At 71.9% G+C, this 25,789-nt stretch carries 17 protein-coding genes and 1 tRNA gene; 12 read left to right on the top strand and 6 right to left on the bottom strand.

The genetic code is table 11. The features are described 5' to 3' along the window. Window positions 1-242 precede the first annotated feature (242 nt). Window positions 243-1,817, top strand: coding sequence for a M4 family metallopeptidase (locus JO379_RS23940; RefSeq protein WP_209516922.1), 1,575 nt, complete (start codon window positions 243-245; stop codon window positions 1,815-1,817). Between the two features lie 71 nt (window positions 1,818-1,888). Here JO379_RS23940 and glgP read toward each other — a convergent pair whose 3' ends face one another. Further along, window positions 1,889-4,516, bottom strand: coding sequence for an alpha-glucan family phosphorylase (glgP, locus tag JO379_RS23935; protein ID WP_165451606.1), 2,628 nt, complete (start codon window positions 4,514-4,516; stop codon window positions 1,889-1,891). 108 nt (window positions 4,517-4,624) lie between these two features. Here glgP and JO379_RS23930 point away from each other — a divergent pair, with 108 nt between their 5' ends. From JO379_RS23930 to glgB, 5 genes are all read left to right on the top strand, one after another. Next, window positions 4,625-5,596, top strand: coding sequence for a helix-turn-helix domain-containing protein (locus tag JO379_RS23930; protein WP_130880011.1), 972 nt, complete (start codon window positions 4,625-4,627; stop codon window positions 5,594-5,596). Window positions 5,597-6,067: 471 nt separating this feature from the next. Next, window positions 6,068-8,059 (top strand): alpha-1,4-glucan--maltose-1-phosphate maltosyltransferase, encoded by a 1,992-nt coding sequence (locus tag JO379_RS23925; RefSeq protein WP_209516919.1) that lies wholly within the window; start codon window positions 6,068-6,070, stop codon window positions 8,057-8,059. Further along, window positions 8,056-9,786, top strand: coding sequence for a maltose alpha-D-glucosyltransferase (treS, locus tag JO379_RS23920; RefSeq protein ID WP_130880009.1), 1,731 nt, complete (start codon window positions 8,056-8,058; stop codon window positions 9,784-9,786). Before JO379_RS23925 ends, treS begins: the two co-directional genes overlap by 4 nt. 300 nt (window positions 9,787-10,086) lie before the next feature. Then, window positions 10,087-11,670: a maltokinase N-terminal cap-like domain-containing protein gene (locus JO379_RS23915; RefSeq protein WP_130880008.1), complete on the top strand. Its 1,584-nt coding sequence runs from the start codon at window positions 10,087-10,089 to the stop codon at window positions 11,668-11,670. 445 nt (window positions 11,671-12,115) lie between these two features. Further along, complete coding sequence (gene glgB, locus JO379_RS23910) at window positions 12,116-14,335, top strand: 1,4-alpha-glucan branching enzyme (protein ID WP_209516916.1); 2,220 nt, start codon at window positions 12,116-12,118, stop codon at window positions 14,333-14,335. A 67-nt stretch (window positions 14,336-14,402) separates the two neighbouring features. Here the strand turns inward: glgB and JO379_RS23905 are convergent. The 4 genes from JO379_RS23905 to JO379_RS23890 all read right to left on the bottom strand — a co-directional run bounded on the left by JO379_RS23905 (window position 14,403) and on the right by JO379_RS23890 (window position 17,484). Continuing rightward, window positions 14,403-14,476: transfer RNA gene (locus JO379_RS23905), tRNA-Met, on the bottom strand. Between the two features lie 54 nt (window positions 14,477-14,530). Further along, window positions 14,531-14,908, bottom strand: coding sequence for a MerR family transcriptional regulator (locus tag JO379_RS23900; RefSeq protein ID WP_207304000.1), 378 nt, complete (start codon window positions 14,906-14,908; stop codon window positions 14,531-14,533). 26 nt (window positions 14,909-14,934) lie between these two features. Beyond that, window positions 14,935-15,693, bottom strand: a complete 759-nt coding sequence (locus JO379_RS23895) for an SDR family NAD(P)-dependent oxidoreductase (protein WP_207303985.1) — start codon at window positions 15,691-15,693, stop codon at window positions 14,935-14,937. 111 nt (window positions 15,694-15,804) lie between these two features. Beyond that, window positions 15,805-17,484, bottom strand: coding sequence for an MFS transporter (locus tag JO379_RS23890; RefSeq protein WP_209516913.1), 1,680 nt, complete (start codon window positions 17,482-17,484; stop codon window positions 15,805-15,807). A gap of 158 nt (window positions 17,485-17,642) precedes the next feature. Here JO379_RS23890 and JO379_RS23885 point away from each other — a divergent pair, with 158 nt between their 5' ends. Continuing rightward, window positions 17,643-18,320, top strand: a complete 678-nt coding sequence (locus JO379_RS23885) for a TetR/AcrR family transcriptional regulator (RefSeq protein WP_209516910.1) — start codon at window positions 17,643-17,645, stop codon at window positions 18,318-18,320. A 60-nt stretch (window positions 18,321-18,380) separates the two neighbouring features. On the opposite strand, the gene JO379_RS23880 is transcribed toward JO379_RS23885, so the two are convergent. Then, window positions 18,381-19,766 carry a cation:dicarboxylate symporter family transporter gene (locus JO379_RS23880; RefSeq protein ID WP_209516907.1) on the bottom strand — a complete coding sequence of 462 codons (1,386 nt, stop codon included), beginning with the start codon at window positions 19,764-19,766 and terminating at the stop codon, window positions 18,381-18,383. Window positions 19,767-19,919: 153 nt separating this feature from the next. Between JO379_RS23880 and JO379_RS34315 the strand changes: the two genes are divergently transcribed. The 5 genes from JO379_RS34315 to JO379_RS23850 all read left to right on the top strand — a co-directional run bounded on the left by JO379_RS34315 (window position 19,920) and on the right by JO379_RS23850 (window position 25,755). After that, window positions 19,920-22,160, top strand: coding sequence for a sensor histidine kinase (locus tag JO379_RS34315; RefSeq protein WP_245381536.1), 2,241 nt, complete (start codon window positions 19,920-19,922; stop codon window positions 22,158-22,160). Further along, on the top strand, window positions 22,157-22,858 hold the full coding sequence (locus JO379_RS23865) for a response regulator (RefSeq protein WP_130880001.1): 702 nt from the start codon (window positions 22,157-22,159) through the stop codon (window positions 22,856-22,858). Before JO379_RS34315 ends, JO379_RS23865 begins: the two co-directional genes overlap by 4 nt. 144 nt (window positions 22,859-23,002) lie before the next feature. Next, window positions 23,003-24,364 carry an extracellular solute-binding protein gene (locus tag JO379_RS23860; protein ID WP_209516904.1) on the top strand — a complete coding sequence of 454 codons (1,362 nt, stop codon included), beginning with the start codon at window positions 23,003-23,005 and terminating at the stop codon, window positions 24,362-24,364. Next, window positions 24,361-25,260: a carbohydrate ABC transporter permease gene (locus JO379_RS23855; protein WP_130879999.1), complete on the top strand. Its 900-nt coding sequence runs from the start codon at window positions 24,361-24,363 to the stop codon at window positions 25,258-25,260. The genes JO379_RS23860 and JO379_RS23855 overlap by 4 nt, the downstream gene beginning before the upstream one ends. Window positions 25,261-25,311: 51 nt before the next feature. After that, a complete protein-coding gene (locus JO379_RS23850; RefSeq protein WP_130879998.1) occupies window positions 25,312-25,755 on the top strand; it encodes an RICIN domain-containing protein in 444 nt (147 codons plus the stop codon). Window positions 25,756-25,789: the final 34 nt, after the last annotated feature.

Genomic DNA, 25,789 nt, shown 5'->3' with positions numbered 1-25,789 from the left:
CACAGTGGCCGATAACCAACTGAACCAGGCGCCGTCCGGGGTGAGTTCGACTCCCCCGGGCGGCGCCGTTGCACTGTTTTGTCCGGTATTTCCGCCCGCAATGCCGCGTTGAAGGAATCTTTACCGGACAGTAATCCCCCAAGCCTCAATATTCCCAGCGGAACGCACGCAAGTTCGAGCACACTGTGCGCAGTTGGGCGTGACCTCCGGCGCCCGGCACCCCACAGTCAGAGGAGTACCGCGTGCGCCACACCTCCCGCATATCCCGCTCCGGTCACCGCCGTGCCGTCGCCGCCAGCGCCGCCACGGTCGCCGCTGCCCTGCTCGCCGCAGGCTTCAGCGCCGGATCGGTCCAGGCCGCCGACGCCCCCGGCGCGGGCGACCACACCAAGACCCTCGGTCTCGGCGGCCAGGAGAAGCTGATCGCCCGTGGCGTCATCACCGACGCGGACGGGACGGTCCACACCCGGTACGAGCGCACCTTCGACGGCCTGCCGGTGCTCGGCGGCGACCTGATCGTCCACCAGGCCAAGAACGGCAAGGTCGAAGAGGTCACCAAGGCCACCGACGCGGACATCAAGGTCCCCACCACCACCCCGAAGGTCAAGGCTCCCGCGGCCGAGAAGCACGCGCTCGCCGCGGCGAAGAACGCCGGCGGCAAGGCGGCCGAGACCGACAAGGCGCCGCGCAAGGTGATCTGGGCCGCGAGCGGCAAGCCCGTCCTCGCGTACGAGACCGTGGTCACCGGTGTGCAGCACGACGGCACGCCCAGCAAGCTGCACGTCATCACCGACGCCACGACCGGCAAGAAGCTCTACGAGTTCCAGGCCGTCGTGACCGGCACCGGCACCGGCCAGTACAGCGGCAAGGTCAAGGTCGGCTCGGTCAAGAGCGGCAAGTCCTTCCTGCTGAAGGACAAGGCGCGCGGCGGCCACATGGTCTACAACCTCAAGCACGCCGAGGACGGCCGGGGCGCCACCTTCACCGACGCCGACGACATCTGGGGCAACGGCAAGCCGACCATCGCCCAGACCGCCGCGGTCGACGCCCAGTACGGCGCTGCCGTCACCTGGGACTACTACAAGAACGTGCTGGGCCGTAAGGGCATCAAGAACGACGGCAAGGCCGCCTTCTCCCGGGTCCACTACGGCAAGGAGTACGTCAACGCCTTCTGGGACGACGACTGCTTCTGCATGACCTACGGCGACGGCGAGGGCGACAAGAAGCCCCTCACCTCGATCGACGTCGCGGCCCACGAGATGAGCCACGGCGTCACCTCCGCCACGGCGAAGCTCAACTACAGCGGCGAGTCCGGCGGTCTCAACGAGGCCACCTCCGACATCTTCGCCGCCGCGACCGAGTTCTACGCCAAGAACTCCGCCGACAAGGGCGACTACCTGGTCGGCGAGAAGATCGACATCAACGGCGACGGCACCCCGCTGCGCTACATGGACAAGCCCAGCCGGGACGGCGGCTCGCCCGACTACTGGAACTCCAAGCTCGGCGACCTCGACGTGCACTACTCCTCGGGCGTCGCCAACCACTTCTTCTACCTGCTGTCCGAGGGCAGCGGCAAGAAGACCATCAACGGCGTCAAGTACGACAGCCCGACCAAGGACGGCAAGGCCGTCAAGGGCATCGGCCGGGCCGCCGCCGAGAAGATCTGGTACAAGGCGCTGACCACGTACATGACGTCCACGACCAACTACAAGGGCGCCCGCGCGGCGACCCTGAAGGCGGCCAAGGCGCTGTACGGGCAGAACAGCGCCCAGTACAAGGCCGTCGGCGCCGCCTGGACCGGCGTCAACGTCAAGTGACGCGCTGACGACCGCATACCTGTGAAGCGCCCGGTGCGCACGGCGAAGGCCGTGCCACCGGGCGCTTCGCGTCACCGCATCAGCACGCCCGCCTTCTCGGCGGAGGACTCCGGCGGCAGCGCCACCAGGCCCAGCTCGGCGCCGCTGGCCAGCAGCCGGTGGGCGGGCAGGATCCGGACGGTGTAGCCGAAGGGGCCCGTGCTGTCGAGGGTCAGCGAGCCCTCGTACTGGCGGCGGCCGTCCATCGCCGGGGCGCCCGTGGGCTTGAGCGGGACGGCGGCGGTCCGCGAGAGCCGGTCGGCGGGGTCGACCCGGCCGGCGACGGCCTGCACCTCCACGTCCGAGGGATCGAGATCGCCGAGGGTGACGCTCACCCGCAGACAGATCGTGGAGCCCAGCTCGGCCGTGCCGTTCAGCGGGCTGTCGGCCACCGTCTCCACGTGGTCGACGGCCACCGCCGGCCACGCGGCCCGCACCCGGGCCTTCCAGTCGGCCAGCTCCCGCGCCGCCTCCGGGAACAGGGCCCGCTGGGCCTCGGCGGCGGGCCCGTAGAGCCGCTCGACGTATTCGCGCACCATGCGCCCGGCGAGCACCTTCGGGCCGAGCGAGCCCAGCGTCCGGCGGACCATCTCGATCCAGCGCCCGGGCAGCCCGCCCGTGCCCCGGTCGTAGAAGCGCGGCGCGACGCGGTCCTCCAGCAGCTGGTAGAGGGCTGCGGCCTCCACGTCGTCGCGGCGGGTCTCGTCCATGGCCGTGCCGTCGGCGGTGGGGATCGCCCAGCCGAAGTCGGGCTCGTACCACTCGTCCCACCAGCCGTCGAGGACGGAGAGGTTCAGACAGCCGTTGAGCGCGGCCTTCATGCCGGAGGTGCCGCAGGCCTCCAGGGGGCGCAGCGGGTTGTTCAGCCAGACGTCACAGCCGGGGTAGAGCTTCTGAGCCATCGCCATGCCGTAGTCCGGGAGGAAGACGACGCGATGGCGCACGCGGGGGTCGTCGGTGAAGCGGACGAGTTCCTGGACGAGCCGTTTGCCGCTGTCGTCGGCGGGGTGGGCCTTGCCCGCGACGACGATCTGGATCGGCCGCTCGGGGTGCAGCAGCAGCCGGGTCAGCCGCTCTGGGTCGCGGAGCATCAGGGTCAGCCGCTTGTACGACGGGACGCGGCGGGCGAAGCCGATGGTGAGGATGTCGGGGTCGAGCACCCCGTCGATCCAGCCGAGCTCGGCCGTGCCGGCGCCGCGCTGCCGCCAGGAGGCGCGCAGCCGCTCCCGCACCTCTTCGACGAGCTGTTCGCGCAGGGTGCGGCGCAGCTCCCAGATGTCGGTGTCGGGGATGTCGGCGACGGTGTCCCAGCGCTGTTTGCCGCCGACGGTCAGGGCGTCCTCGGCGCGGCCCGCGCCGATCTGGCGGGCGCCGAGCCGGAAGACCTCGGGGGCGATCCAGGTGGGGGCGTGGACGCCGTTGGTGATGGCGGTGATCGGCACCTCCTCGGCGTCGAAGCCCGGCCACAGTCCGGCGAACATCTCCCGGCTGACCTGCCCGTGGAGGGTGGAGACGCCGTTGGCCCGCTGGGCCAGGCGCAGGCCCATGACGGCCATGTTGAAGAGGTTGGGCTCGCCGCCCGGGTAGGTCTCCAGACCGAGTTCGAGGATCTTGCCGACGTCGATGCCGGGCAGTTCCCCGCCGTCGCCGAGGTGGCGGGCGACCAGCTCGCGGTCGAAGCGGTCGATGCCGGCGGGCACGGGGGTGTGGGTGGTGAAGACGGCGCCGGCCCGGACGCTCTCCAGGGCGGAGTCGAAGTCGGCACCTTGTTCGGACAGCTCGCGGATGCGTTCCAGGCCGAGGAAGCCGGCGTGGCCCTCGTTGGTGTGGAAGACCTCGGGGGCGGGGTGGCCGGTCAGCCGGCAGTACGTCCGTACGGCGCGGACCCCGCCGATGCCCAGCAGCATCTCCTGGAGCAGCCGGTGCTCGCTGCCGCCGCCGTAGAGCCGGTCGGTGACGTCGCGCTCGCCCGGTCCGTTCTCCTCGACGTCGGAGTCGAGGAGCAGCAGGGGCACCCGGCCGACTCTGGCCTGCCAGATGTACGCGCGCAGGGAGCGGCCGCCGGGGAGGGCGAGGGCGACCCGGCTGGGGGTGCCGTCGGGCTCGCGGAGCATGGACAGGGGCAGCTCGTCGGGGTCGAGGAGGGGGTAGGTCTCCTGCTGCCAGCCCTCGCGGGAGAGGGACTGGCGGAAGTAGCCGTGGCGGTAGAGCAGCCCGACGCCGATGAGGGGGACGCCGAGGTCACTGGCGGACTTCAGATGGTCGCCGGCGAGGATGCCGAGACCGCCGCTGTACTGCGGGAGGGCGGCGGTGATGCCGAACTCGGGGGAGAAATAGGCGACCGCCTCGGGCAGCCCGGGGGGCTGTTCCTGGTACCAGCGCCGGCCGGTGAGGTAGTCGTGCAGATCGTCGGCGGCCGCCGCGAGCCGCCGCCGGAAGCGGCGGTCGTCGGCGAGGGCGGCCAGCCGGGTGGCGGGCACGGCGCCCAGCAGCCGCAGCGGGTCCCCGCCCGCGGCCTGCCAGCCCTCGGGGTCGACGGACTGGAAGAGCTCGCGGGTCTCGGGGTGCCAGGACCAGCGCAGATTGCGCGCCAGCTCACTGAGCGGTCGTAGGGACTCCGGAAGGACGGGGCGCACACTGAATCGACGAATGGCCTTCACCCCCACGACGGTAGCGGCGTGGCCCCCCGGGTTTCCGGCAGTGACGCCAACTGCCTGCCACTGACAGGGGCAGGCAACACGCGTGCGCCCTGTTGTTGACTGGAACGTATGAACACACCTGGCGAGTTGGGAAGCTTCCTCCGTACGCGCCGAGCCCGGTTGCAGCCGGAGGACGTGGGTCTCGTGTCGTACGGGGCACGCCGGCGCGTGCCCGGGCTGCGGCGCGAGGAGCTGGCGCAGCTGGCGGGCGTGAGCGTCGCGTATTACACCCGTTTGGAGCAGGGCCAGTCGGGCAACGCCTCGGACGGCGTCCTGGATGCGATAGCGCGGGCCTTGCGGCTGACCCCGGACGAGCACGATCACCTGCGGAACCTGGCCCGGCCGGGGCGGGCCGGGCGGCGGCCGGTGCCCCGGGCGGAGACGGCCCGGCCGGGGGTGCGGCAGCTGGTCGCGGCCATGGAGGGGGTACCGGCGGTCATCGTCGACCTCCGCTACGACGTGCTGGGCTGGAACGCCCTGGGGCACGCGCTGCTGGCGGGGCATCTGGCCGCCGACGCCCCGGCGCGGCCGGCCGACCGGCCCAATACGCAGCGGTTGTTCTTCCTGGACCCGCACGGGCGCGAGCTGTATCCGCAGTGGGACACGGAGGCGCGGCGGGCGGTCTCCTCGCTGCGGCTGGCGGCGGGCGAGCACCCGGAGGACCGCGGGCTGGCGGAGCTGATCGGTGAGCTGACGATGAAGAGCCCGGAGTTCGCCGCGCTGTGGGCCCGGCATCCTGTGCGGGCGTGCACCTCGGGGGTGAAGGACTTTCATCACCCTTTGGTGGGGCGGATGAGTCTGTCGTTCGAGATGCTGCGGTTGCCGGACTCGGGCGGCCAGGGGGTGGTGGCCTTCAGCGCCGAGCCGGGTTCGGCGTCGGAGGCGGCGCTGCGGCTGCTCTCGTCCGCGGCCGTGCCGATCCCCGCCCCCGCCACCGGGGCACGTGCCGGGAGCGGCACCGAAACAAGCGCGGACACAGGCACCGGTCCGCATGGTGGACAGAACCCGGCGGCCGAACGGGGGAGGCCGATCACCGGCTGATGCAGGGGTATGAGACGGAACTACGCCGCGCGTACAGCAGGAACGCGCGCGGCGAAATCCCGCTACGGCTGTCGGTGAGGTAGCCGGGGCGCCGATTCCCCGATCGGCCGCCGCTTACCCCGTTTCGTCACATTGCACACGATCGGCCGAGGGAGGAGACTCCCTACGGGTGACGCGATCCGGCCGCCCTCCTCAGCTGGTGCCACGGGATCTACGCACCGGCAGTTCGCACGGTCCGGGCATGCCCGGCCGGGGCTGGTGGGAAAGCTCAACCGGTATGCAGCCCGTCACGTGTCCACCGGCTCGGTCACGGCTCCGTTCTCCTCGCCCCCGCTTCCGTCCACCCGAGTGAACCCGGGCCAGCGCGGACAGGAGCAGTCATGCGCGCAGCCAGCCGACTGCCGACGGAGCAGATAGAAAGTACAGAAACCCGCCACACCCTCAGATTCCGTCGAACCTCCAGGTGATCCCATGATCGGTCGCATCCCCGTCCTGGACCTCGGGCCGCTCGTCGACTGCGGTCGCAGACCGGCCAAGGCGGTGGTGGGCGAGACCTTCCAGGTCACGGCCACCGTGTTCCGCGAGGGACACGAGGCGTTGGGTGCCAATGTGGTGCTGCGCGACCCGGCGGGCCGCTCGGGGCCCTGGGCGCCGATGCGGGAGCTGGCGCCGGGCACCGACCGCTGGGGCGCGGAGGTCACCCCGGACACCGAGGGCCGCTGGACGTACGCGGTCGAGGCGTGGAGCGATCCGGTGTCCACCTGGCGGCACCAGGCCCGGATCAAGATTCCGGCGGGCATCGACACCGAACTCGTCCTGGAGGAGGGTGCGCTGCTCTACGAGCGGGCCGCCGCCGGGGTGCCGAAGAGCGACGGCCGGGAGGCGGTGCTGGCCGCGGCCGACGCGCTGCGCGACCGGCGCCGGCAGGTCGCCGACCGGCTCGCGGCCGCCCTCACCCCTGAGGTGACCGCGGCCCTGACCTGCTATCCGTTGCGTGAACTGGTCACCAGCTCACGCTCGCTGCCGCTGCTCGTCGAGCGGGAGCGGGCGCTGTTCGGCTCGTGGTACGAGCTGTTCCCGCGCTCGGAGGGCGCGACGTGGGTGGACGGCAGGCTGCGGTCGGGTACGTTCCGTACGGCCGCCCGGCGGTTGCCCGCGGTGGCGGCCATGGGGTTCGACGTGGTGTATCTGCCGCCGATCCACCCCATCGGCACCTCCTTCCGCAAGGGCCCCAACAACGCGCTGTCCGCGGGCCCGCACGACGTGGGCAGTCCCTGGGCGATCGGCTCGGCCGACGGCGGGCACGACGCGATCCACCCGGACCTCGGCACCTTCGAGGACTTCGACCACTTCGTGTCCTGCGCCCGCGATCTGCGCATGGAGGTCGCGCTCGACTTCGCCCTCCAGTGCTCCCCCGACCATCCGTGGGTGGCGAAGCACCCCGAGTGGTTCCACCACCGGGCGGACGGCTCGATCGCGCACGCCGAGAACCCGCCGAAGAAGTACCAGGACATCTACCCCCTGGCGTTCGACGAGGACTTCGACGGTCTCGTCACGGAGACGCTGCGGGTGCTGCGGGTGTGGATGGACCGCGGCATCCGGATCTTCCGGGTCGACAATCCGCACACCAAGCCGGTGGTCTTCTGGGAGAAGGTCATCGCCGAGGTGGGGCGCACCGACCCCGATGTCGTCTTCCTCGCCGAGGCGTTCACCCGCCCCGCGATGATGCGCACCCTGGGCGCCATCGGCTTCCAGCAGTCGTACACCTACTTCACCTGGCGCAACGACAAGCGTGAACTCACCGACTATCTGCGGGAGCTGTCGGGCGAGTCCGCCGCCGTCATGCGGCCGAACCTCTTCGTGAACACGCCCGACATCCTGCACGCCTATCTCCAGCACGGCGGGCGGGCGGCCTTCGAGGTCCGGGCCGTGCTCGCCGCGACCCTCTCCCCCAGCTGGGGTGTCTACGCGGGCTACGAGCTGTGCGAGAACACCCCGGTGCGCGCGGGCAGCGAGGAGTACCTGGACTCCGAGAAGTACCAGCTGCGGCCGCGCGACTGGGAGGCCGCCGAGCGCGAGGGGCGTTCCCTGGCCCCGCTGCTGACCGCGCTGAACCGGCTGCGACGGCGCCAGCCGGCCCTGCGCCAACTGCGGAACTTGCGCTTCCATGACGCCGACAACGACGCCGTCATCGCCTACTCGAAGCGCACGGCAAGCTCCTGCGTCCTCACGGTCGTCAACCTCGACCCCCACCACACCCAGGAGGCCACGGTCTCGTTGGACATGCCGGAACTCGGCCTCGAATGGCACGAGTCCGTCCCGGTGCGCGACGAGCTCACCGGAGAGACCTATCACTGGGGCAGGGACAACTATGTGCGCCTCGAGCCGGGCCGTTCACTCGCGCCCGCGCACGTGTTCTCGCTGCGACCGTCCTCACCGATCGGAGGGTCACCCACATCATGATCGTCAATGAGCCCGTACAGGACACGTTCGAGGACACACCCGCGAAGGACCTGGATCCCGACTGGTTCAAGCGCGCCGTCTTCTACGAGGTGCTCGTACGGTCCTTCCAGGACAGCGACGGCGACGGCGTCGGCGACCTCAAGGGGCTGACGGCCAAGCTGGACTATCTGCAGTGGCTGGGCGTCGACTGCCTGTGGCTGCCGCCGTTCTTCCAGTCGCCGCTGCGCGACGGGGGCTACGACGTCTCGGACTACACCTCGGTGCTGCCCGAGTTCGGCGATCTCGCCGACTTCGTGGAGTTCGTGGACGCGGCGCATCAGCGGGGCATGCGCGTCATCATCGACTTTGTCATGAACCATACGAGCGATCAGCACGAGTGGTTCCAGCAGTCGCGCACCGACCCCGAGGGCCCCTACGGCGACTACTACGTCTGGGCCGACGACGACAAGCAGTACCAGGACGCGCGGATCATCTTCGTCGACACCGAGTCGTCCAACTGGACCTTCGACCCGGTGCGCCAGCAGTACTACTGGCACCGCTTCTTCTCCCACCAGCCGGATCTCAACTACGAGAACCCGGCGGTGCAGGAGGAGATCCTGGCCGCGCTGCGCTTCTGGCTGGACCTCGGCATCGACGGCTTCCGGCTCGACGCGGTGCCGTACCTCTTCGCCGAGGAGGGCACCAACTGCGAGAACCTGCCGCGCAGCCACGACTTCCTGAAGCGGGTGCGGGCGGAGATCGACGAGCACTACCCGGACACGGTGCTGCTGGCGGAGGCCAATCAATGGCCCGAGGACGTCGTCGACTACTTCGGTGACTACGCGGCCGGCGGCAACGAATGCCATATGGCCTTCCACTTCCCGGTCATGCCGCGCATCTTCATGGCCGTCCGCCGGGAGTCCCGCTATCCGGTCTCGGAAATCCTCGCCAAGACCCCGGCGATCCCCGCCCACTGCCAGTGGGGCATCTTCCTGCGCAACCACGACGAGCTGACGCTCGAGATGGTGACGGACGAAGAGCGCGACTACATGTACGCGGAGTACGCCAAGGATCCGCGGATGCGCGCCAACATCGGCATCCGCCGCAGGCTCGCCCCGCTGCTCGACAACGACCGCAATCAGATCGAGCTGTTCACCGCCCTGCTGCTGTCCCTGCCGGGCTCGCCGATCCTCTACTACGGCGACGAGATCGGCATGGGGGACAACATCTGGCTCGGCGACCGCGACGGGGTGCGCACCCCGATGCAGTGGACACCCGACCGGAACGCGGGCTTCTCCTCCTGCGACCCGGGGCGACTGTATCTGCCGACCATCATGGACCCGGTCTACGGCTACCAGGTCACCAACGTCGAGGCGGCCATGAGCAGCCCCTCCTCGCTGCTGCACTGGACCCGGCGGATGATCGAGATCCGCAAGCAGAACCCGGCCTTCGGCCTCGGCTCGTACACCGAGCTGCCGTCGAGCAATCCGGCCGTGCTCGCCTTCCTGCGCGAGATGCGACTGCCCGGGCAGCGGGAGGACGACCTCGTCCTGTGCGTGAACAATTTCTCGCGCTTCGCACAGCCGACCGAACTGGACCTCCAGACGTTCAACGGACTGCATCCCGTCGAGCTGATCGGTGGGGTGCGCTTCCCGGCCATCGGTGAACTGCCCTATCTGCTCACCCTGGCCGGTCACGGCTTCTACTGGTTCCGGCTGCGGCGCGGCGCGCCACCCGCCGGGCACTGAATCCGCCCCGTGCGCGGCGGCCCTGTTCGTCCGACCGCGCACGGACGGTTTTCCCTTCCGGGCCCGGGGCACCCTCACTACTACGCACGGACCCGGGTCGACCGCACGGCTCGACCCCGTTTGATTCCGCCACACGTGGCCGCACAGTCCGCAGAAGCCACCGACACCGCACACAGGGGCCTCAGGCGCTGACCGTACGGACGATCCTCGCCCGACACGTCCCGCACCGCGCACGGTCAAAGCCGCAATCCGGGACACTTTGCCCTACCTGTCGTGTGCCCGGGGAAAGGACGCGACGCCATGTCGGACGCTGCACCGTCCCGCCGGGGGGCGCCTCCCGGACCTCTGCCGTCCGCGGCCCGGGCCACCGCCGCACGGCCGGCGGCGCCCCCCGCCGACGGGGGGCTGCTCGGCTCGCTCGCCCCGCTGCTGTCGGAATGGCTGCCCCGGCAGCGCTGGTTCGCTGGCAAGGGCCGTCCGATCACCGGCTTCACGCTCGTCGCGGCCACCGAACTGCTGCCGGCCCCGACCGGCGGCACCACCCCCGGCCTGGTCCATCTGCTCATCCGCGCGCAGCAGCTGGGGTCCCCGGGGCCCGGCGGCGCCCCGGCGCACGGCACCGACGACTGCTATCAGCTGCTCCTCGGCGTCCAGGACGTCCTGCCCCCACAGCTCGCGCCCGCCCTGATCGGCCGCCCCGCGGGCGGACCGCTGCACGGCCGCGTCGTCTACGAAGCCCTCGCCGACCCACGGCTGGCGGCCGTGGTCCTGGAGCGGCTGCGGCTGCCGGGGCGCCTGGGGCCGCTGCGCTTCGCCCGGGAGGAGGGGACCGTCATCGCCGCGGGCCTCGCGCCCCGGCTGCTCGGCTCGGAGCAGTCCAACTCCTCGGTCGTTTACGGCGAAACGTATATCCTCAAGCTCTTCCGCCGCGTCTGCCCCGGCACCAACCCCGACCTCGAACTGCCGCGCGCGCTCGCCGGCGCGGGCTGCCGGCGGGTGCCGACGCCCGCCGCCTGGTTCGAGGCGGACCTGAGCGGGCTGAGCGGGCCGGCCGAGCCGGCCGGGCTCTCCGACACCGCAGGTGAGCCGATGACGCTCGGTGTGCTCCAGCCCTTCCTGCCCGGTTCCGCCGACGGCTGGCAACTGGCCCTGGGCGCGCTGGCCGTGCGGGCCGACTTCACCGCCTCCGCCCGGGCGCTCGGGCACGCCACGGCCGAGGTGCACGGCGCGCTGGCCGAGGCCCTGCCCACCGTCGTCCTGCGCCGCCCGCAGCTGGAGCGGCTCGCCGGCGCCATGACCCAGCGCCTGGACGCCGCCGCCGACGCGGTCCCCGCCCTGCGCCCCTACCGGGCCGCGCTGCGCGGGGCCTACGAGGAGCTCGCGGCGCTCGGCCGGGCCGGGCGCACCTGGTCCGCGCAGCGCATCCACGGCGATCTGCACCTGGGGCAGACACTGCGCACGGCCTCGGACGGCCGCTGGTCCCTCATCGACTTCGAGGGCGAGCCGGCCCGCCCGCTGGCCGAGCGCCGCAGGCCGCAGCCCGTGGCGCGGGACATCGCGGGCATGCTGCGCTCCTTCGACTACGCGGCGGCGGTGGGCCGGGCGGCCGGCACCGCCTGGTCCGACCGGGCGCGGGCCGCGTTCTGCGAGGGCTACGCCACGGTCCACGACGACCCGCGCGAGGAGCCGCGGCTGCTGCGCGCCCACGAGACGGACAAGGCCGTCTACGAAGTCCTCTACGAGGCCCGGCACCGCCCCGACTGGCTCCCGGTCCCCATGGCCGCGATCCGGCGGCTCGCGGAGCTCCCGGCGGAGGACGGCACGCCCACCGGCCCGTCCCCGGGCGGCGACGGCCTGCGGCCCGAACCGAGGAATCCCGTATGACCCACCGACCCGCACGACAGATCCGCCCCCGGTCGACCGTCCGGGGGACACCGAGGAGGACCGCCCCGTGACCGCTCGTCCGCCGTCCAGCCGACCGTCCCGCGAGCCCGGGGGCGACCGCCCCGGCGGTCCTGCCCCGGTCCCGGCCACGTTCCTGCCCGCCTTCCCCCCACGCGCGCGTCCGCCGAGGGCGGCCGGGCCGGAGGTACCGGTTCCGGACCAGGCGTCCGGCCCGGAATCGGCGTCGGCAACGGCACGTGAGTCGGCACGCGGCGGCGATGTCGGGCGGGAGGCCGCGCCGGACGCACGGGAAGTACCGGATGCACGGGAAGTACCAGACGCACCGGACGCACCGGAATCCGCGCCCGTCGCACCCGAAGTCCCCGCAGCCTCTGAGGCCCCAGCGGCCCCCGAAGCCCCCGAGGTGCCGGCCCCCGCGCCGTCGGTGGCTCGCGCCGCGACCCGCCGGGGCGTGCGCCCGGCCGATCCACTGGACCCCGGGGAGCGCGGGCGTCTGCTGCACGGCGCGCACCACGATCCGCACGCCCTGCTCGGGGCGCACCCCGTGCCGGGGGGCGTGGCGTTCCGGACCCTGCGCCCCTACGCGCGGGCGGTCTCGGTCACCGCGAAGGGGCTGCGGGCGGAGCTGTACGACGAGGGCGACGGGCTGTTCGGGGGCGTGCTCCCGCTGAAGGAGATCCCCGACTACCGCCTGCTGGTCACGTACGACGACGCCGAGCTGGAGGTGCACGACCCGTACCGCTTCCTGCCCGCCATCGGGGAGCTGGACATGCACCTCATCCGGGAGGGCCGGCACGAGGAGCTGTGGCGGGCGCTCGGCGCGCAGCCGATGACGCACGAGGGCGTGATCGGCACCCGCTTCACCGTGTGGGCGCCGAACGCGCAGGGCGTGCGGGTCGCCGGGGACTTCAACTACTGGGACGCCACCGGGTCCCCGATGCGCTCGCTGGGCTCCTCCGGGGTGTGGGAGCTGTTCCTGCCGGGCATCGGCGAGGGCGCCCTGTACAAGTTCCAGATCACCCGCCCCGACGGTTCGCACACACTGCGCGCCGACCCGATGGCGCGGCGCACGGAGGTCCCCCCGGCCAACGCCTCGATCGTGCACACCTCGCACCACCGGTGGCGTGACGAGGGGTGGCTGGCCCGCCGCGCGGAGCGGCCTGTGCACGAGTCGCCCTTCTCCGTCTACGAGGTGCACCTCGCGTCCTGGCGCCCGGGGCTGACCTACCGGCAGCTGGCCGAGCAGCTCCCCGCGTATGTGAAGGACCTGGGCTTCACGCACGTCGAGCTGATGCCCGTCGCCGAGCACCCCTTCGGCGGCTCGTGGGGGTACCAGGTCACCGGCTTCTACGCCCCGACCGCACGGCTGGGAACACCCGACGACTTCAAGTTCCTGGTCGACGCGTTGCACCGGGCGGGCATCGGGGTGCTCGTGGACTGGGTGCCGGCGCACTTCCCCAAGGACGACTGGGCGCTGGCGGAGTTCGACGGCCGGCCGCTGTACGAGCACGCGGACCCGGCGCGGGCGACGCACCCGGACTGGGGGACGCTGGAGTTCGACTACGGCCGTACGGAGGTCCGTAACTTCCTGGTGGCCAACGCGGTCTATTGGTGCGAGGAGTTCCACATCGACGGGCTGCGGGTCGACGCGGTCGCCTCGATGCTCTACCTCGACTACTCCCGCGAGGACGGCCAGTGGACGCCCAATGAGCGCGGCGGCCGGGAGAACCTCGACGCGGTGGCGTTCCTGCAGGAGATGAACGCGACGGTCTACCGCCGCTGCCCCGGCGTCATCACCGTCGCCGAGGAGTCCACGGCGTGGGACGGGGTCACCCGGGCCACCCACCACGTGGGGGTCAGCGGCTTCGGCGGTCTCGGCTTCGGCCTGAAGTGGAACATGGGCTGGATGCACGACTCGCTGGAGTACGTGTCGAAGGAGCCGGTGCACCGCAAGTACCACCACGGCGAGATGACGTTCTCGATGGTCTACGCCTACAGCGAGAACTACGTCCTGCCCATCTCGCACGACGAGGTGGTGCACGGCAAGCGGGCGCTGGTCTCCAAGATGCCGGGCGACTGGTGGCAGCAGCGCGCCACCCACCGCGCCTATCTGGGCTTCATGTGGGCCCACCCGGGCAAGCAGTTGCTCTTCATGGGGCAGGAGTTCGCCCAGGGCGCGGAGTGGTCCGAGGGGCACGGCCCGGACTGGTGGCTGCTCGACCCGTCGTACTCGGCGGAGGCCGACCACCGGGGCGTGCGGGATCTGGTGCGCGATCTGAACGCGGTCTACACCGCGACGCCTGCGCTGTGGCAGCGCGACACCGACCCGGGGGGCTTCGAGTGGGTCGAGGGCGACGCGAGCGAGGACAACGTCTTCGCGTTCCTGCGCTTCGACGCGGACGGCTCGCCGCTGCTGGCCGTCAGCAACTTCTCCCCCGTCGTCCGGCACGCCTACCGCCTCGGTGTACCGGCGCGGCACGCCCTGTGGCAAGAGGTCCTCAACACCGACGCCGGGCGCTACGGCGGCAGCGATGTCACGGACACGGAACCGATCAAGTCCGAGCCGACCCGGCGGCACGGCCGCCCGTCGAGCATCGCGGTGACCCTGCCTCCGCTGGCGACGGTCTGGCTGCGACCCGTCTGAGCGTCGCGGGGGCGGAGCGGCCCCGGACGCAGTGAAGGCCCGGCATGCGCCGGGCCTTCACTTTTCGTAGCGGGGACAGGATTTGAACCTGCGACCTCTGGGTTATGAGCCCAGCGAGCTACCGAGCTGCTCCACCCCGCGTCGGTAGGTTGAACAGTACGGCACCACACCGGATCGGCCCAATCGGTACCGGGCTCACGACGCCGTGGCCTCGCGGGAGGGGCTGCCGGTGGTGTCCCGGAGGGCGGCTTCCAGCCGGTCGCGGGCCTCGGTCTGGGCGGCGATCCGTTCGTTGAGGACCGCCAGCCGTTCCAAGGCGACGCGCAGGCCCTGGTCCGACGGTGGTGCGGCGGCCACGTCGCCGTCCAGGCAGGGCAGGAACACCTGCACGTCGTCGAGGGTGAGTCCGGCGGCCAGCAGGTAGCGGATGTTGCGGACCCGGACCACTGCCCGTTCGTCGTAGACGCGGTAGTCGTTGGCGGCCCGCTCGGAGGAGATCAGCCCGGCCTGTTCGTAGTGCCGCAGCGCACGGGCAGTCGTCCCGGTCGCCTTGGCCAGCTCGCCGATCCTCACTCGTTCCACCTCACGGGCCACTCCTATCACGCCACGACCGCCCCACCGTCGACCGGGAGGACGACCCCGGTGACGAACGACGCGGCCGGTGAGGCGAGCTGGGTGATGGCCCAGGCCACCTCCTCGGGCCGGCCGATCCGGCCGAGCGGGGTGTGGGCCAGCTGCCATTCCCGCACGGCGGCCATGGCCTCCGGCGTCAGGCCCTGGTGCTCGCCGATCGGGGTGTCGATCGCGCCGGGGGCGACCGCGGCCACGCGGATGCCCCGGGGTGCCAGCTCGACCGCCCAGCTGCGGGTCAGCAGCTCCAGCGCGGTCTTGGTCGCGGCGTAGAGCGAGCTGCCGGGCCAGGCCCGCTGCCCCACCGACGTGCTGACGTTGACGACCACGCCACCGGCCGCCTCCAGGAGCGGGAGCGCGGCCTGGGTCAGCAGGACGGGTGCGATCAGGTTGGTGGCGAGCTGAGCCGTGATCGTCTCCGGCGTCAGCGTGCCGAGGGGGCCGCCGCGCACGATGCCGGCGTTGTTGACGAGGACGTCCAGCCGGCCGTGTGTCTCCAGCACGGCCCGGACGATCCGCTCGGGCCCGCCCTCGGCGGTGATGTCGGCGGCCAGCGGCGTGATCCGCTCGTCCCCGGCAGCGGTCTCCTTCAGCGGTTCGGCCCGCCGCCCGATCGCGACCACGCGGGCGCCCTCGGCGGCGAAGGCGCGGGCGGTGGCCCGGCCGATCCCGGTGCCGGCTCCGGTGACGGCGACGACCCTGCTGCTCTGCGATGCGGTGCTGTTCATGCCGCTGATCGTGCAACCCTGCCGCCAACGGCAAGGTCAAACAGCGGGTTCACCAAGCGCTGTGCCCCGCCCCCCAACGAGGGGACGGGGCACAGGGGCCGTGTCGCAGGGTCAGACGCGCTCGTCCGCGCGCTCCTCGCGCCGCGCGGCCGGGGCATCGGCCGGGGCGGCCGTCGTCGGCTTGCCCGCGTTGCGCGGGAGCAGGGTGACGACCAGGACCGTGCCGACGCCGAGGATGATCGCGCCGATCATGCTGGTGTGGGCGACGGAGTCCGCGAAGGCCTTGTGCACGGCTTCCACGACGGACTGCGCCTGCTGCGCGCCGTAGGCGGCCGCCTTCTCGGCGCCCATCTTGGGCGTGGCACCGGCCGTGACCTGCTTGCCGACCTCCTTGGCGACGTACAGGCCCGCGCCGACCGAGTCCTGCGCGGCGCTCAGGGCCTTCTCCGGGAGCTTCGGACCGCCGCCGGTCGCCACCTTCTCGGCGGCGTCGGCGAGGTTGGAGGAGTAGGTCTTGGCCAGCACCGTGCCGAGGATGGCGATGCCGAGCGAGCCGCCCATCTCGATGGAGGTGCTGTTGACCGCGCCGCCGACACCGAGCTGGTCCTCGGGGAAGGAGCCCATGATGGCGTTGGTGCAGGGCGACAGGGACAGGCCGATGGCCAGGCCCAGGATCATCAGCGGCACGAGGAAGTCGCTGTACGTGGAGCCCGCGTCGACGCGGGTGAGCAGCGCGATCGCGACCGTTCCGACGGTCATGCCCAGCGCGACCGTGACCTTCATGCCGAACCTCGGCGTGAGCAGGGCCGTCAGCACACCGCCCACGAACACCGCGCCGGCCAGCGGCAGCATGCGCACACCGGTGTCCAGCGGCGAGTAGCCGAGGACGAACTGCAGGTGCTGGGTGAGGTAGTAGAAGGCGCCGAAGACGGCGAGGAAGAACAGCGCGACGGCCAGGGTCGAGCCCGCGAAGGCGCGCCGGCCGAAGCGGCGGACGTCCAGGACCGGGCGCGGGTGGCGCAGTTCCCAGAGGATGAAGCAGACCAGGCCGACGCCGGCGAGCACGGCGGCGGTGACGGCCTTGGCGCCCCAGCCGAAGTGCGGACCCTCGATGATCATGTAGATCAGCGAGCCGACCCAGATGACGGACAGCAGACCGCCGATGTAGTCGATCCTGTCGACGTTGGCGGCCTTGGACGGCGGCACCAGCAGCAGCGCGCCGATGATGCCGAGGGCGGCGATCGGCACGTTGATCAGGAACGTCGAGGCCCAGCCGTGGTCCTCCAGCAGCGCACCGGCGACCAGCGGGCCGACGGCGATGGCGAGGCCGGCGGTGGCGGTCCAGATGGTGATGGCCTTGGCCCGCTCGGCGCGCGGGAAGGTGGCGGCGAGCAGCGACAGCGTGGCCGGCATGATCATGGCCGCGCCGACGCCCATCACGGCGCGGGCGGCGATGACGCCGCCCGCGCTGTCGACCAGCGAGCCCGCGACGGAGGCGGCGCCGAAGACGAAGAGGCCGAGGACGAGCGCGCCGCGGCGGCTGTATTTGTCACCGATCGCGCCGAGGATCAGCATCAGCGCGGCGTAGGGGACGGTGTAGCCGTCGATGACCCACTGGAGGTCCGAGCTGCCGAGGCCGAGGTCCTGGACCATGTCGGGAGCGGCGACCGTCAGGGACGTGTTCGCCATGACGATGATCAGCAGACTCAGGCACAGGACGGCCAGGGCCGGCCAGCGTCGCTTGTACGGACCATCCATCTCGTCGACCGGAGTCGACATCGCGAGGCCCATCGGCCCCCCTTTCCAGATCTTGCACATGGTTGTGCAATTACACATCAGTGTGCAATTTACGACCCGATTCCGCGGTGTGCAAAATGAGGGCAGCGCCCAGCCGCATCCAGCGGCGGATTCCGGACAGTTCACGGTCCGCCCGATCGAGAAGAGAGCCAATGGCCGGCAGAGCCGACGCCAATCGCCGCCGCATCATGGACATCGCGCTCGCCGAGCTGCTGCGCGACGCGGACGCGAGCATGGACCAGATCGCGCGGGCGGCGGGCGTCGTCCGCCGCACGGTCTACGGGCACTTCCCCAGCCGCGACGCGCTGATCGTCGCGCTCGTCGACGACGTGGCCGAAACCGTCGGCGCGGCCCACGCGGCGGCGCTGCACGGGGTGGACGATCCGGCCGAGGCGCTGGCCCGGTCGGTGCTGGCCGTCTGGGAGATCGCCGACGGCTACCGCCTGCTGATCTCGCTGGCCCAGCGCAGCGTCACGGTGGAGGGCATCCACCGGCGCCTGGAGCCGGTGCGGCTGGAGACCGCGACGGTGCTCCAGCGCGGCCTGGACGCGGGGCAGTTCACCTCGCCGCTGCCCGTCACGGCCCTCGCCTACGTACGCGAGCAGGTGATCTTCGGCCTGATGCAGGCCGTCAACGAGGGCCTGCTGCCCCCCGAGGACGCGGGCCGCTCCGCCGCCGTCACCGCCCTGGCCACGCTGGGCGTCCCCGTCGCCGCGGCCACCGAGCTGGTGGCGCGCATCCTGGAGACCGGAACGGCGGGAAACGCCGCAGCGCCCGACGCGAGGGCGTCGGACGCTGCGGTGCCGGGAAGCGGGGACATTGGGGTGTAGGACTCCGGTCCACCCCGCCCTCCGGCGGCTCGGGGTGAGCGTTCGCGCTCACATCGGTGATCAGACCCCGGCGGGCTCCTTCGCGTCGTCGCTCTGCTCGGGCAGCTCCGTGCCGCCGTGTCCGTCGCTCAGCAGCGTCGTCTCGTCGAACGGCAGCCGCCCGGCGAGCACCTCGCCGACCCGCTCCTTGTCGATCTCCTTGGTCCAGGTGCCGACCAGGACCGTGGCGACCGCGTTGCCCGCGAAGTTCGTCAGGGCGCGCGCCTCGCTCATGAAGCGGTCGATGCCGACGATGAGACCGACGCCGTCCACCAGCTCGGGGCGGTGCGACTGCAGACCGCCGGCGAGGGTCGCGAGTCCGGCGCCCGTCACGCCCGCCGCGCCCTTCGACGCGATGATCATGAAGAGCAGCAGCGAGATCTGCTGCCCGACCGACAGCGGCTGCCCCATCGCCTCGGCCACGAACAGCGAGGACATCGTCAGATAGATGGCCGTGCCGTCGAGGTTGAAGGAGTAGCCGGTCGGCACGGTGATGCCGACGACCGGCTTGCTCACGCCCAGGTGCTCCATCTTCGCGATCAGGCGCGGCAGCGCCGACTCGGAGGAGGACGTGGAGAGGATGAGCAGGAATTCCCGGCCGAGGTACTTCAGCAGCGCGAAGATGTTCACCCCCGCCACCAGCCGCAGGATCGCGCCGAGCACCAGGAAGACGAAGAGCGCGCAGGTGACGTAGAAGCCGATCATGATGACGGCGAGGGACTTGAGGGCGTCCATGCCGGTCGCGCCGACCACCGCCGCGATCGCGCCGAAGGCGCCCACCGGCGCCGCCCACATGACCATCGCGAGGATCCGGAAGACCAGCCGCTGGATGTGCCCGATGCCGCGCAGCACCGGCTCGCCCGCCGGGCCCATGGCCTGCAGCGCGAAGCCCGCCAGCAGCGCCACGAGCAGGGTCTGGAGCACCTCGCCGCCGGTGAAGGCGGACACCATGGTGGTCGGGATGATCCCGAGCAGGAAGTCGGCCGTCGATTCGTGCGCGCCCTTGGCCTGGGCCTCGCCCGCGTGCCGGAGCGACTCCGTCAGGTGCAGCCCGCTGCCGGGCTCCAGGAGATTGCCGACGACCAGGCCGATGGCGAGCGCGACGGTGGACATCAGCAGGAAGTAACCGAGCGCGAGCCCCCCGACCGCGCCGACCTTCGCCGCTTTCCGCACCGAGCCGACGCCCAGCACGATCGTGCAGAAGATGATCGGGGAGATCATCATCTTGATCAGGTTCACGAAGCCGGTGCCGAGCGGCTTCAGCTCGACGGCCACCCCCGGAGCCGCGAAGCCCACCGCGATGCCGGCCAGCACCGCCGCGATCACCGCGAGATAGAGATAGTGCGTCCGGTCCGGCTTTCTGCGTGCCGTGTCCGTCGGCGGTGACTGCGCCGCTGCGCCTGCCATGGGGGGACTCCTCGTCGTCGCGGCTCGTGGGGGGGGTGAGGTGACCCCTTCCTCCCGACGAGTGGGGTCCCGGCGACTATGCACCCCGCTGTGACCGTGGTCACGATTGCGTGCATTACGTTCACGAACCCGCCGCAGTGCAGACTGTCCGCCATGCGCAAACCTCGCATACGTCGTCCCCACAGCCTGGCCGGCCGGCTCTTCGCGGTACAGATCGTGCTGGTCGCCGCCGTGGTGACCGGCTGCGCGGTCTTCGCGTACCTCACCGACCGCTCCCAGGCCGAGGCGGCCGCGCGCCGCCAGGTGACGGCGACGGCGACCGCCGTCGCCGCGTCGCCCGCCGTACGCGAATCCATCCGTTCGACGGACCCCACGTCCACGCTCCAGCCGTACGCCGAGCAGGTGCGCCGCGACACGGACGTCGACTTCGTGACGATCATGCGCCCGGACGGCAGCCGCTGGACCCACCCGGACTCCACCCGGATCGGCGAGCGCTTCCTCGGCCACACCCGCCCCGCGCTCGACGGCGTCACCTTCTCCGAGACCTACACCGGCACCCTGGGCCCGTCCGTGCGGGCGGTCGCCCCGGTGCGCGACACCGACCAGCCCGACGGCCGGGTCGTGGCACTGGTCAGCGCGGGCATCAAGGTCGACTCGATCAGCGCGGACGTGCGCCGGCAGCTCACCGGGCTGCTCGGCGTCGCCCTCGCCGCGCTCGCCCTCGGCGGCCTCGGCACGTACCTCCTCAACGCCCGGCTGCGCCGGCACACGCACGGCATGAACGCCGCCGAGCTGAGCCGGATGCACGACTACCACCAGGCCGCGCTGCACGCGGTGCGCGAGGGGCTGCTGATGCTCGACGGACGGCGGTGCGTGGCCCTCGTCAACGACGGCGGCCGTGAACTGCTCGGTCTGCACGGCGATGTCGTCGGCCGCCGCGTCGACGCGCTCGGCCTGCCGCCGGCCCTGACCGGGGCCCTGCTGGCCCCCGAGCCGCGCGTCGACGAGGTGCATCTGACCGCCGACCGGATCGTGGTCGTCAACACCTCCCCGGTCTCCGGCGGGGAGCGGCGCGGCACGGTCGTCACCCTGCGGGACCACACCGAACTCCAGGCGCTGTCGGGCGAGCTGGACTCCGTACGGGGCTTCGCGGAGGCGCTGCGCTCGCAGTCCCACGAGGCGGCGAACCTGCTGCACGCCGTGGTCTCGCTGATCGAACTCGGCCGCGCGGACGAGGCCGTCGACTTCGCGACGGCGGAACTCGAACTCGCCCAGGCCCTCACCGACCAGGTCATGGCCGCCGTCGCCGAACCGGTCCTCGCGGCCCTCCTCCTCGGCAAGGCCGCCCAGGCCAACGAACACGGCGTGGAGCTCCTCCTCACCCCGGACACCCGCATAGACGACGGCCTGCTCCCGCCCGCTCTCACACCCCGCGACCTGGTCACGATCCTGGGCAACCTCATCGACAACGCGATCGACGCGTCCGCGTCGGAAGCGAACCGGCCGTTGGCCGAAACCGAACCGACGGCCGCCGGTGCGGGCGCGGCAACGCCGCAGGCAGACCCGGTGGACGCGCCGGACGCGCCGGACGAACCGACGTCCCGGCAGGCCGGACACCTCACCGCGCACCACACGACCGCGCAGCCGCCGCACGCCGGGCGCGGCCCCGGAATCCCCGCCCGTCCGGGCCCGCCCGGCACGACTCGGCCGGAGGCCGGACGTCACGACGCGACAGCGCCACAGGCGGACCCGGCGGGCGTGCCGGACGAACCGGCAGCCCGGCCGATGACGCATGCCGCGCCGCCGCCGTCACACCCGCACCCCGTGCGGCCGGAGGGCCACAGGCCCGGCGCGGCAGCGCAACACGCTGGTCGCGGCACCGTGCTCCCCGGCACGCCCGACCCTGCTCGGCCGGAGGCCGGAAGCCACGGCGCGACAGCGTCGCAGGCGGACCCGGCGTCCCGGCCGACGAGCCACGCCGCAGCGCACCACACGGCCGCGGAGCGGGACACCGCAGCGCAGCCCGCGGGGCGCCGCCCCACACTTCTCACGCCCGCGCACGCGGCACCGCACCGACGTCCGCAGGTCACCGTGACCGTGCGGGCCGACGGCGGGGAGTTGCTGTTGCGGGTCGGGGACACCGGGCCCGGGGTGGCGGCCGAGGTGGTGGACGAGGTGTTCCGCCGGGGGTGGTCGACCAAGTCGGCCGGGCCCGCGCCGCACGGCCGGGGGCTCGGGCTGGCACTGGTCCGGCAGGCCGCCCGGCGCAACGGTGGCACGGTCACGGTCGGGGAGTCCCCCGCCGGGGGCGCCGAGTTCACGGTCCGGCTGCCCCTGCTCGTCGCCGCGAGCGCACCCGCGAGCGCCGCACCCACCCCAGGAGCCACCACATGAGCACGACGCAGGCGACCGCACCGCCCATCCGGGTCCTCGTCGTCGAGGACGACCCCCTCGCCGCCGACGCGCACGCGCTCTACGTCGGGCGCGTTCCCGGCTTCACGGTCGCCGGCGTCGTCCACTCGCGCGCGGACGCCTCGCAGTTCCTCAAGCGGACGGCCGTCGATCTGCTGCTGCTCGATCTGTACCTCCCCGACGGCCACGGGCTCCAGCTCGTGCGCTCGCTGCGCAGCGCCGGGCACACCGCCGACGTCATCGCGGTGACGTCGGCGCGCGATCTGGCCGTCGTCCGGGAGGGCGTCTCGCTGGGCGTCGTCCAGTACGTGCTGAAGCCCTTCACGTTCGCCACCCTCCGCGACCGGCTCGTCCGCTACGCGGAGTTCCGTGCCGTCGTCGGCGAGGCGAGCGGTCAGGACGAGGTGGACCGCGCGCTCGCCGCGCTGCGCGCCCCGCAACCCGCCGCGCTGCCCAAGGGGTTGAGCCTGGACACGCTCCAGGCGATCACCGAGGTGCTGCGCGCGGCGGGCGGCGAGGGCGTCTCCTCGGGCGCGGCCGCCGCCACCGTCGGGATCTCGCGGATCACCGCCCGCCGCTATCTGGAACACCTGGTGACCGGCGGCCGGGCCGCCCGCGCCCCGCAGTACGGGCAGATCGGCCGGCCCGAACTGCGCTACCGGTGGCTGAGCCGGCGGTAGCGGCGGTAACCGGCCCCGAGGCGTGCGACGGCGCCAACGAGGGAACGTACGACTGCATCAGGCCGCCGACCGTCCGCGACGAGGGGACCGAGTGTTCCCGGACGGCCGCCGGCCGGCCCCCGAGGTTCGCAGGAGGTCGTGCCCGTGCGTCCCACCGCCCCTCTGCTCCTGGTCACCGTCCTCGCCGCCGCATCGCTCACCGCCTGTGGCGGGGGCTCCGGCGGCGACCCCGACACCGTGAAGGTCGCCTATCCGCGCAGCACCGACAACAAGGTGCGGATCATGGACGAGTACCTGGCCATGATCAAGAAGCAGTTCGAGCAGCGCCACCGGGGCAAGAAGCTCCAACTCGTCCCGATCCAGGCCTCCCAGGACGACTACTACACCAAGATCCAGCAGATGATGCGGTCGCCGAAGACGGCACCGGACGTGGTGCACGAGGACACCTTCCTCATCAACTCCGACATCAAGAGCGGCTATCTACGGCCCCTGGACGACAAGCTGGCGGCCTGGAAGGACTGGGCGCGGTACGCGGAGACGGCGAAGTCCTCGGCGAGAGCGGAGGACGGCAAGACCTACGGCGTACCGGACGGCACGGACACCCGCGGCCTGTGGTTCAACAAGGAGATCTTCGCCAAGGCCGGGCTCCCCGCCGACTGGCAGCCGAAGACCTGGCAGGAGGTCCTCGACGCGGCCCGCACGGTCAAGCGGAAGGTCCCGGGCGTCATCCCCTTCAACGTCTACACGGGCAAGGGGCCGGGCGAGGCGGCCGTCATGCAGGGCTTCGAGATGCTGCTGTACGGCACGGGGAAGGACCCCCTCTACGACCCGGCGGCGAAGAAGTGGGTGGCCGGCGGGAAGGGCTTCACCGACGCCCTGGAATTCGTCCGGACCGTCTACGGCGAGAAGCTCGGCCCCGAACCCGCGGACGCGCTGGACCCCAACGTCGGCACCCGCGTCTCCGCCGAGTGGATCCCCGGCGGCAAGCTCGCCATCGCCCTCGACGGCAACTGGCTCCCCAAGAGCTGGCTCGCGAAGGGCGCCCGGCCCTGGCCGCAGTGGTCGAAGGTGATGGGCCGGGCCGCCTTCCCCACGCAGAACGGCGCGGCACCGGGCAAGGTGAGCCTCTCCGGCGGCTGGACCTGGTCGATCGGGGCGAAGTCCACGAAGCCGGACCTGGCGTGGCAGCTCATCGAGTTGCTGCAGACGAAGGAGAACGCGCTGGAGTGGACCGTGCGGGACGGCCAGATCGCCGTGCGGGGCGACGTCGCGGCGGACCCGAGGTACCGGACGTCGATGCCCGGCATCGACTTCTTCACCGGCCTGGTCGAGTACACCCACTACCGCCCCACCCTGCCCGTGTACCCGCAGGTGTCCGGGGCGATCGGGGAGGCCATGGAGTCGGTCACGACGGGCGACGCGACGGCGGCGAAGGCGGCCCGGGGCTATGACGAGCAGCTGAAGTCGATCGCGGGTGGCGGCAACGTCCGGGACGGGGCCCGGTGACGAGCGCGCCGGGCGCGGCGAGCGCCTCGCTCCCGGGCGGCCCCCGCCGGGCCGCCCGCTGGCTGCCGCTGGCCCCGGCGACGGTCCTGCTGCTCCTCTTCCTCGCCGGGCCGATCGCCTACTGCGTCTACCTCGCCTTCACCGACACCCAGCTGACCGGCCAGGCCTCGGCGTCCTTCGTCGGCCTCGCCAACTTCCGCCGCGCGTTCGCCGACGACGGCTTCCGCAACGCCGTCGTCCTCACGCTCCTCTTCACGGTCCTCTCCTCGATCGTGGGCCAGAACAGCCTCGGCTTCGCCCTGGCCGCCCTGATGCGGCGCGCGTCGAAGCCCGTGCGCTCCCTGACCGGCTCGATCGTGATCGCCGCGTGGGTGCTCCCGGAGATCGTGGCGGGCTTCCTGCTCTACACCTTCTTCAACCGGCGCGGCACGCTGAACGCCGTGCTGGAGTGGCTCCATCTGCCGGCCCAGAACTGGCTGTTCACCCTGCCCATCCTCGCCGTCTCCTTCGCCAACGTCTGGCGCGGCACGGCCTTCTCCATGCTCGTCTACTCCGCCGCCCTCGCCGAGATCCCCCGGGACGTCACCGAGGCGGCAGAGGTGGACGGCGCGAGCGGCCTGCGTCGCTTCTGGCACATCACGCTGCCGATGATCCGGCGCTCGATCGGCACCAATCTCATGCTCAACACCCTCCAGACGCTGTCGGTCTTCGGCCTCATCTGGGCCATGACCCGGGGCGGCCCCGGCAATCGCAGCCAGACGCTGCCGGTGTTCATGTACGACCAGGCGTTCCTGAAGTCGCTGATCGGCTACGGCACGGCGGTGGCACTGCTGCTTCTGCTGGTGGGGGCGGTGTTCTCGGTGGTGTACCTGCGCATGATGCGGGAGGAGGTGTGACGGCGGATTGTCAGACCCCGGATTGTCGGACCCCGCCCTTACGATCAGCGCATGGAAGGCACGTACCACCTACGCAATGTCCACAGCGGTCTGCTGCTGGAGGTCGCCGACGGCCGCAAGGGCAGCGGAGCCAATGTGCGGCAGGGCAAGGACGACGGCACGCCCGCGCAGTTGTGGCGGGTGAGCCCGGTGCACGCCGGCGGCGGCGTGCACCACCTGGAGAACGTGGGCAGTGGCAAGCGCCTGGACGTGACGGGCGCCTCCACGGAGAACGGGGCGAACGTCCAGCAGTGGAAGGCCAATAACTACGGCGCCCAGGAGTGGCTGATCGAGCAGCACCTGGACGCGCCGGGCACGGTCACGCTCGTCAACCACGTCAGCGGCCTCCTCCTGGAGGTCGCCGACGCGGGCACGTCCCCCGGGGACAACGTCCAGCAGTGGGAGGACAAGGACAGCCCGGCCCAGTGGTGGCGCCTGGAGCCTGCGGCCGGCTAGGGAGGTGTCCAGCGGATCTTCGCGAGAGCGCTTG

This window comes from Streptomyces syringium (genome assembly GCF_017876625.1).
In the GTDB taxonomy this organism is placed as follows: Bacteria; Actinomycetota; Actinomycetes; order Streptomycetales; family Streptomycetaceae; genus Streptomyces; species Streptomyces syringius.
This window is presented reverse-complemented; position numbering and strand designations above follow the sequence as displayed.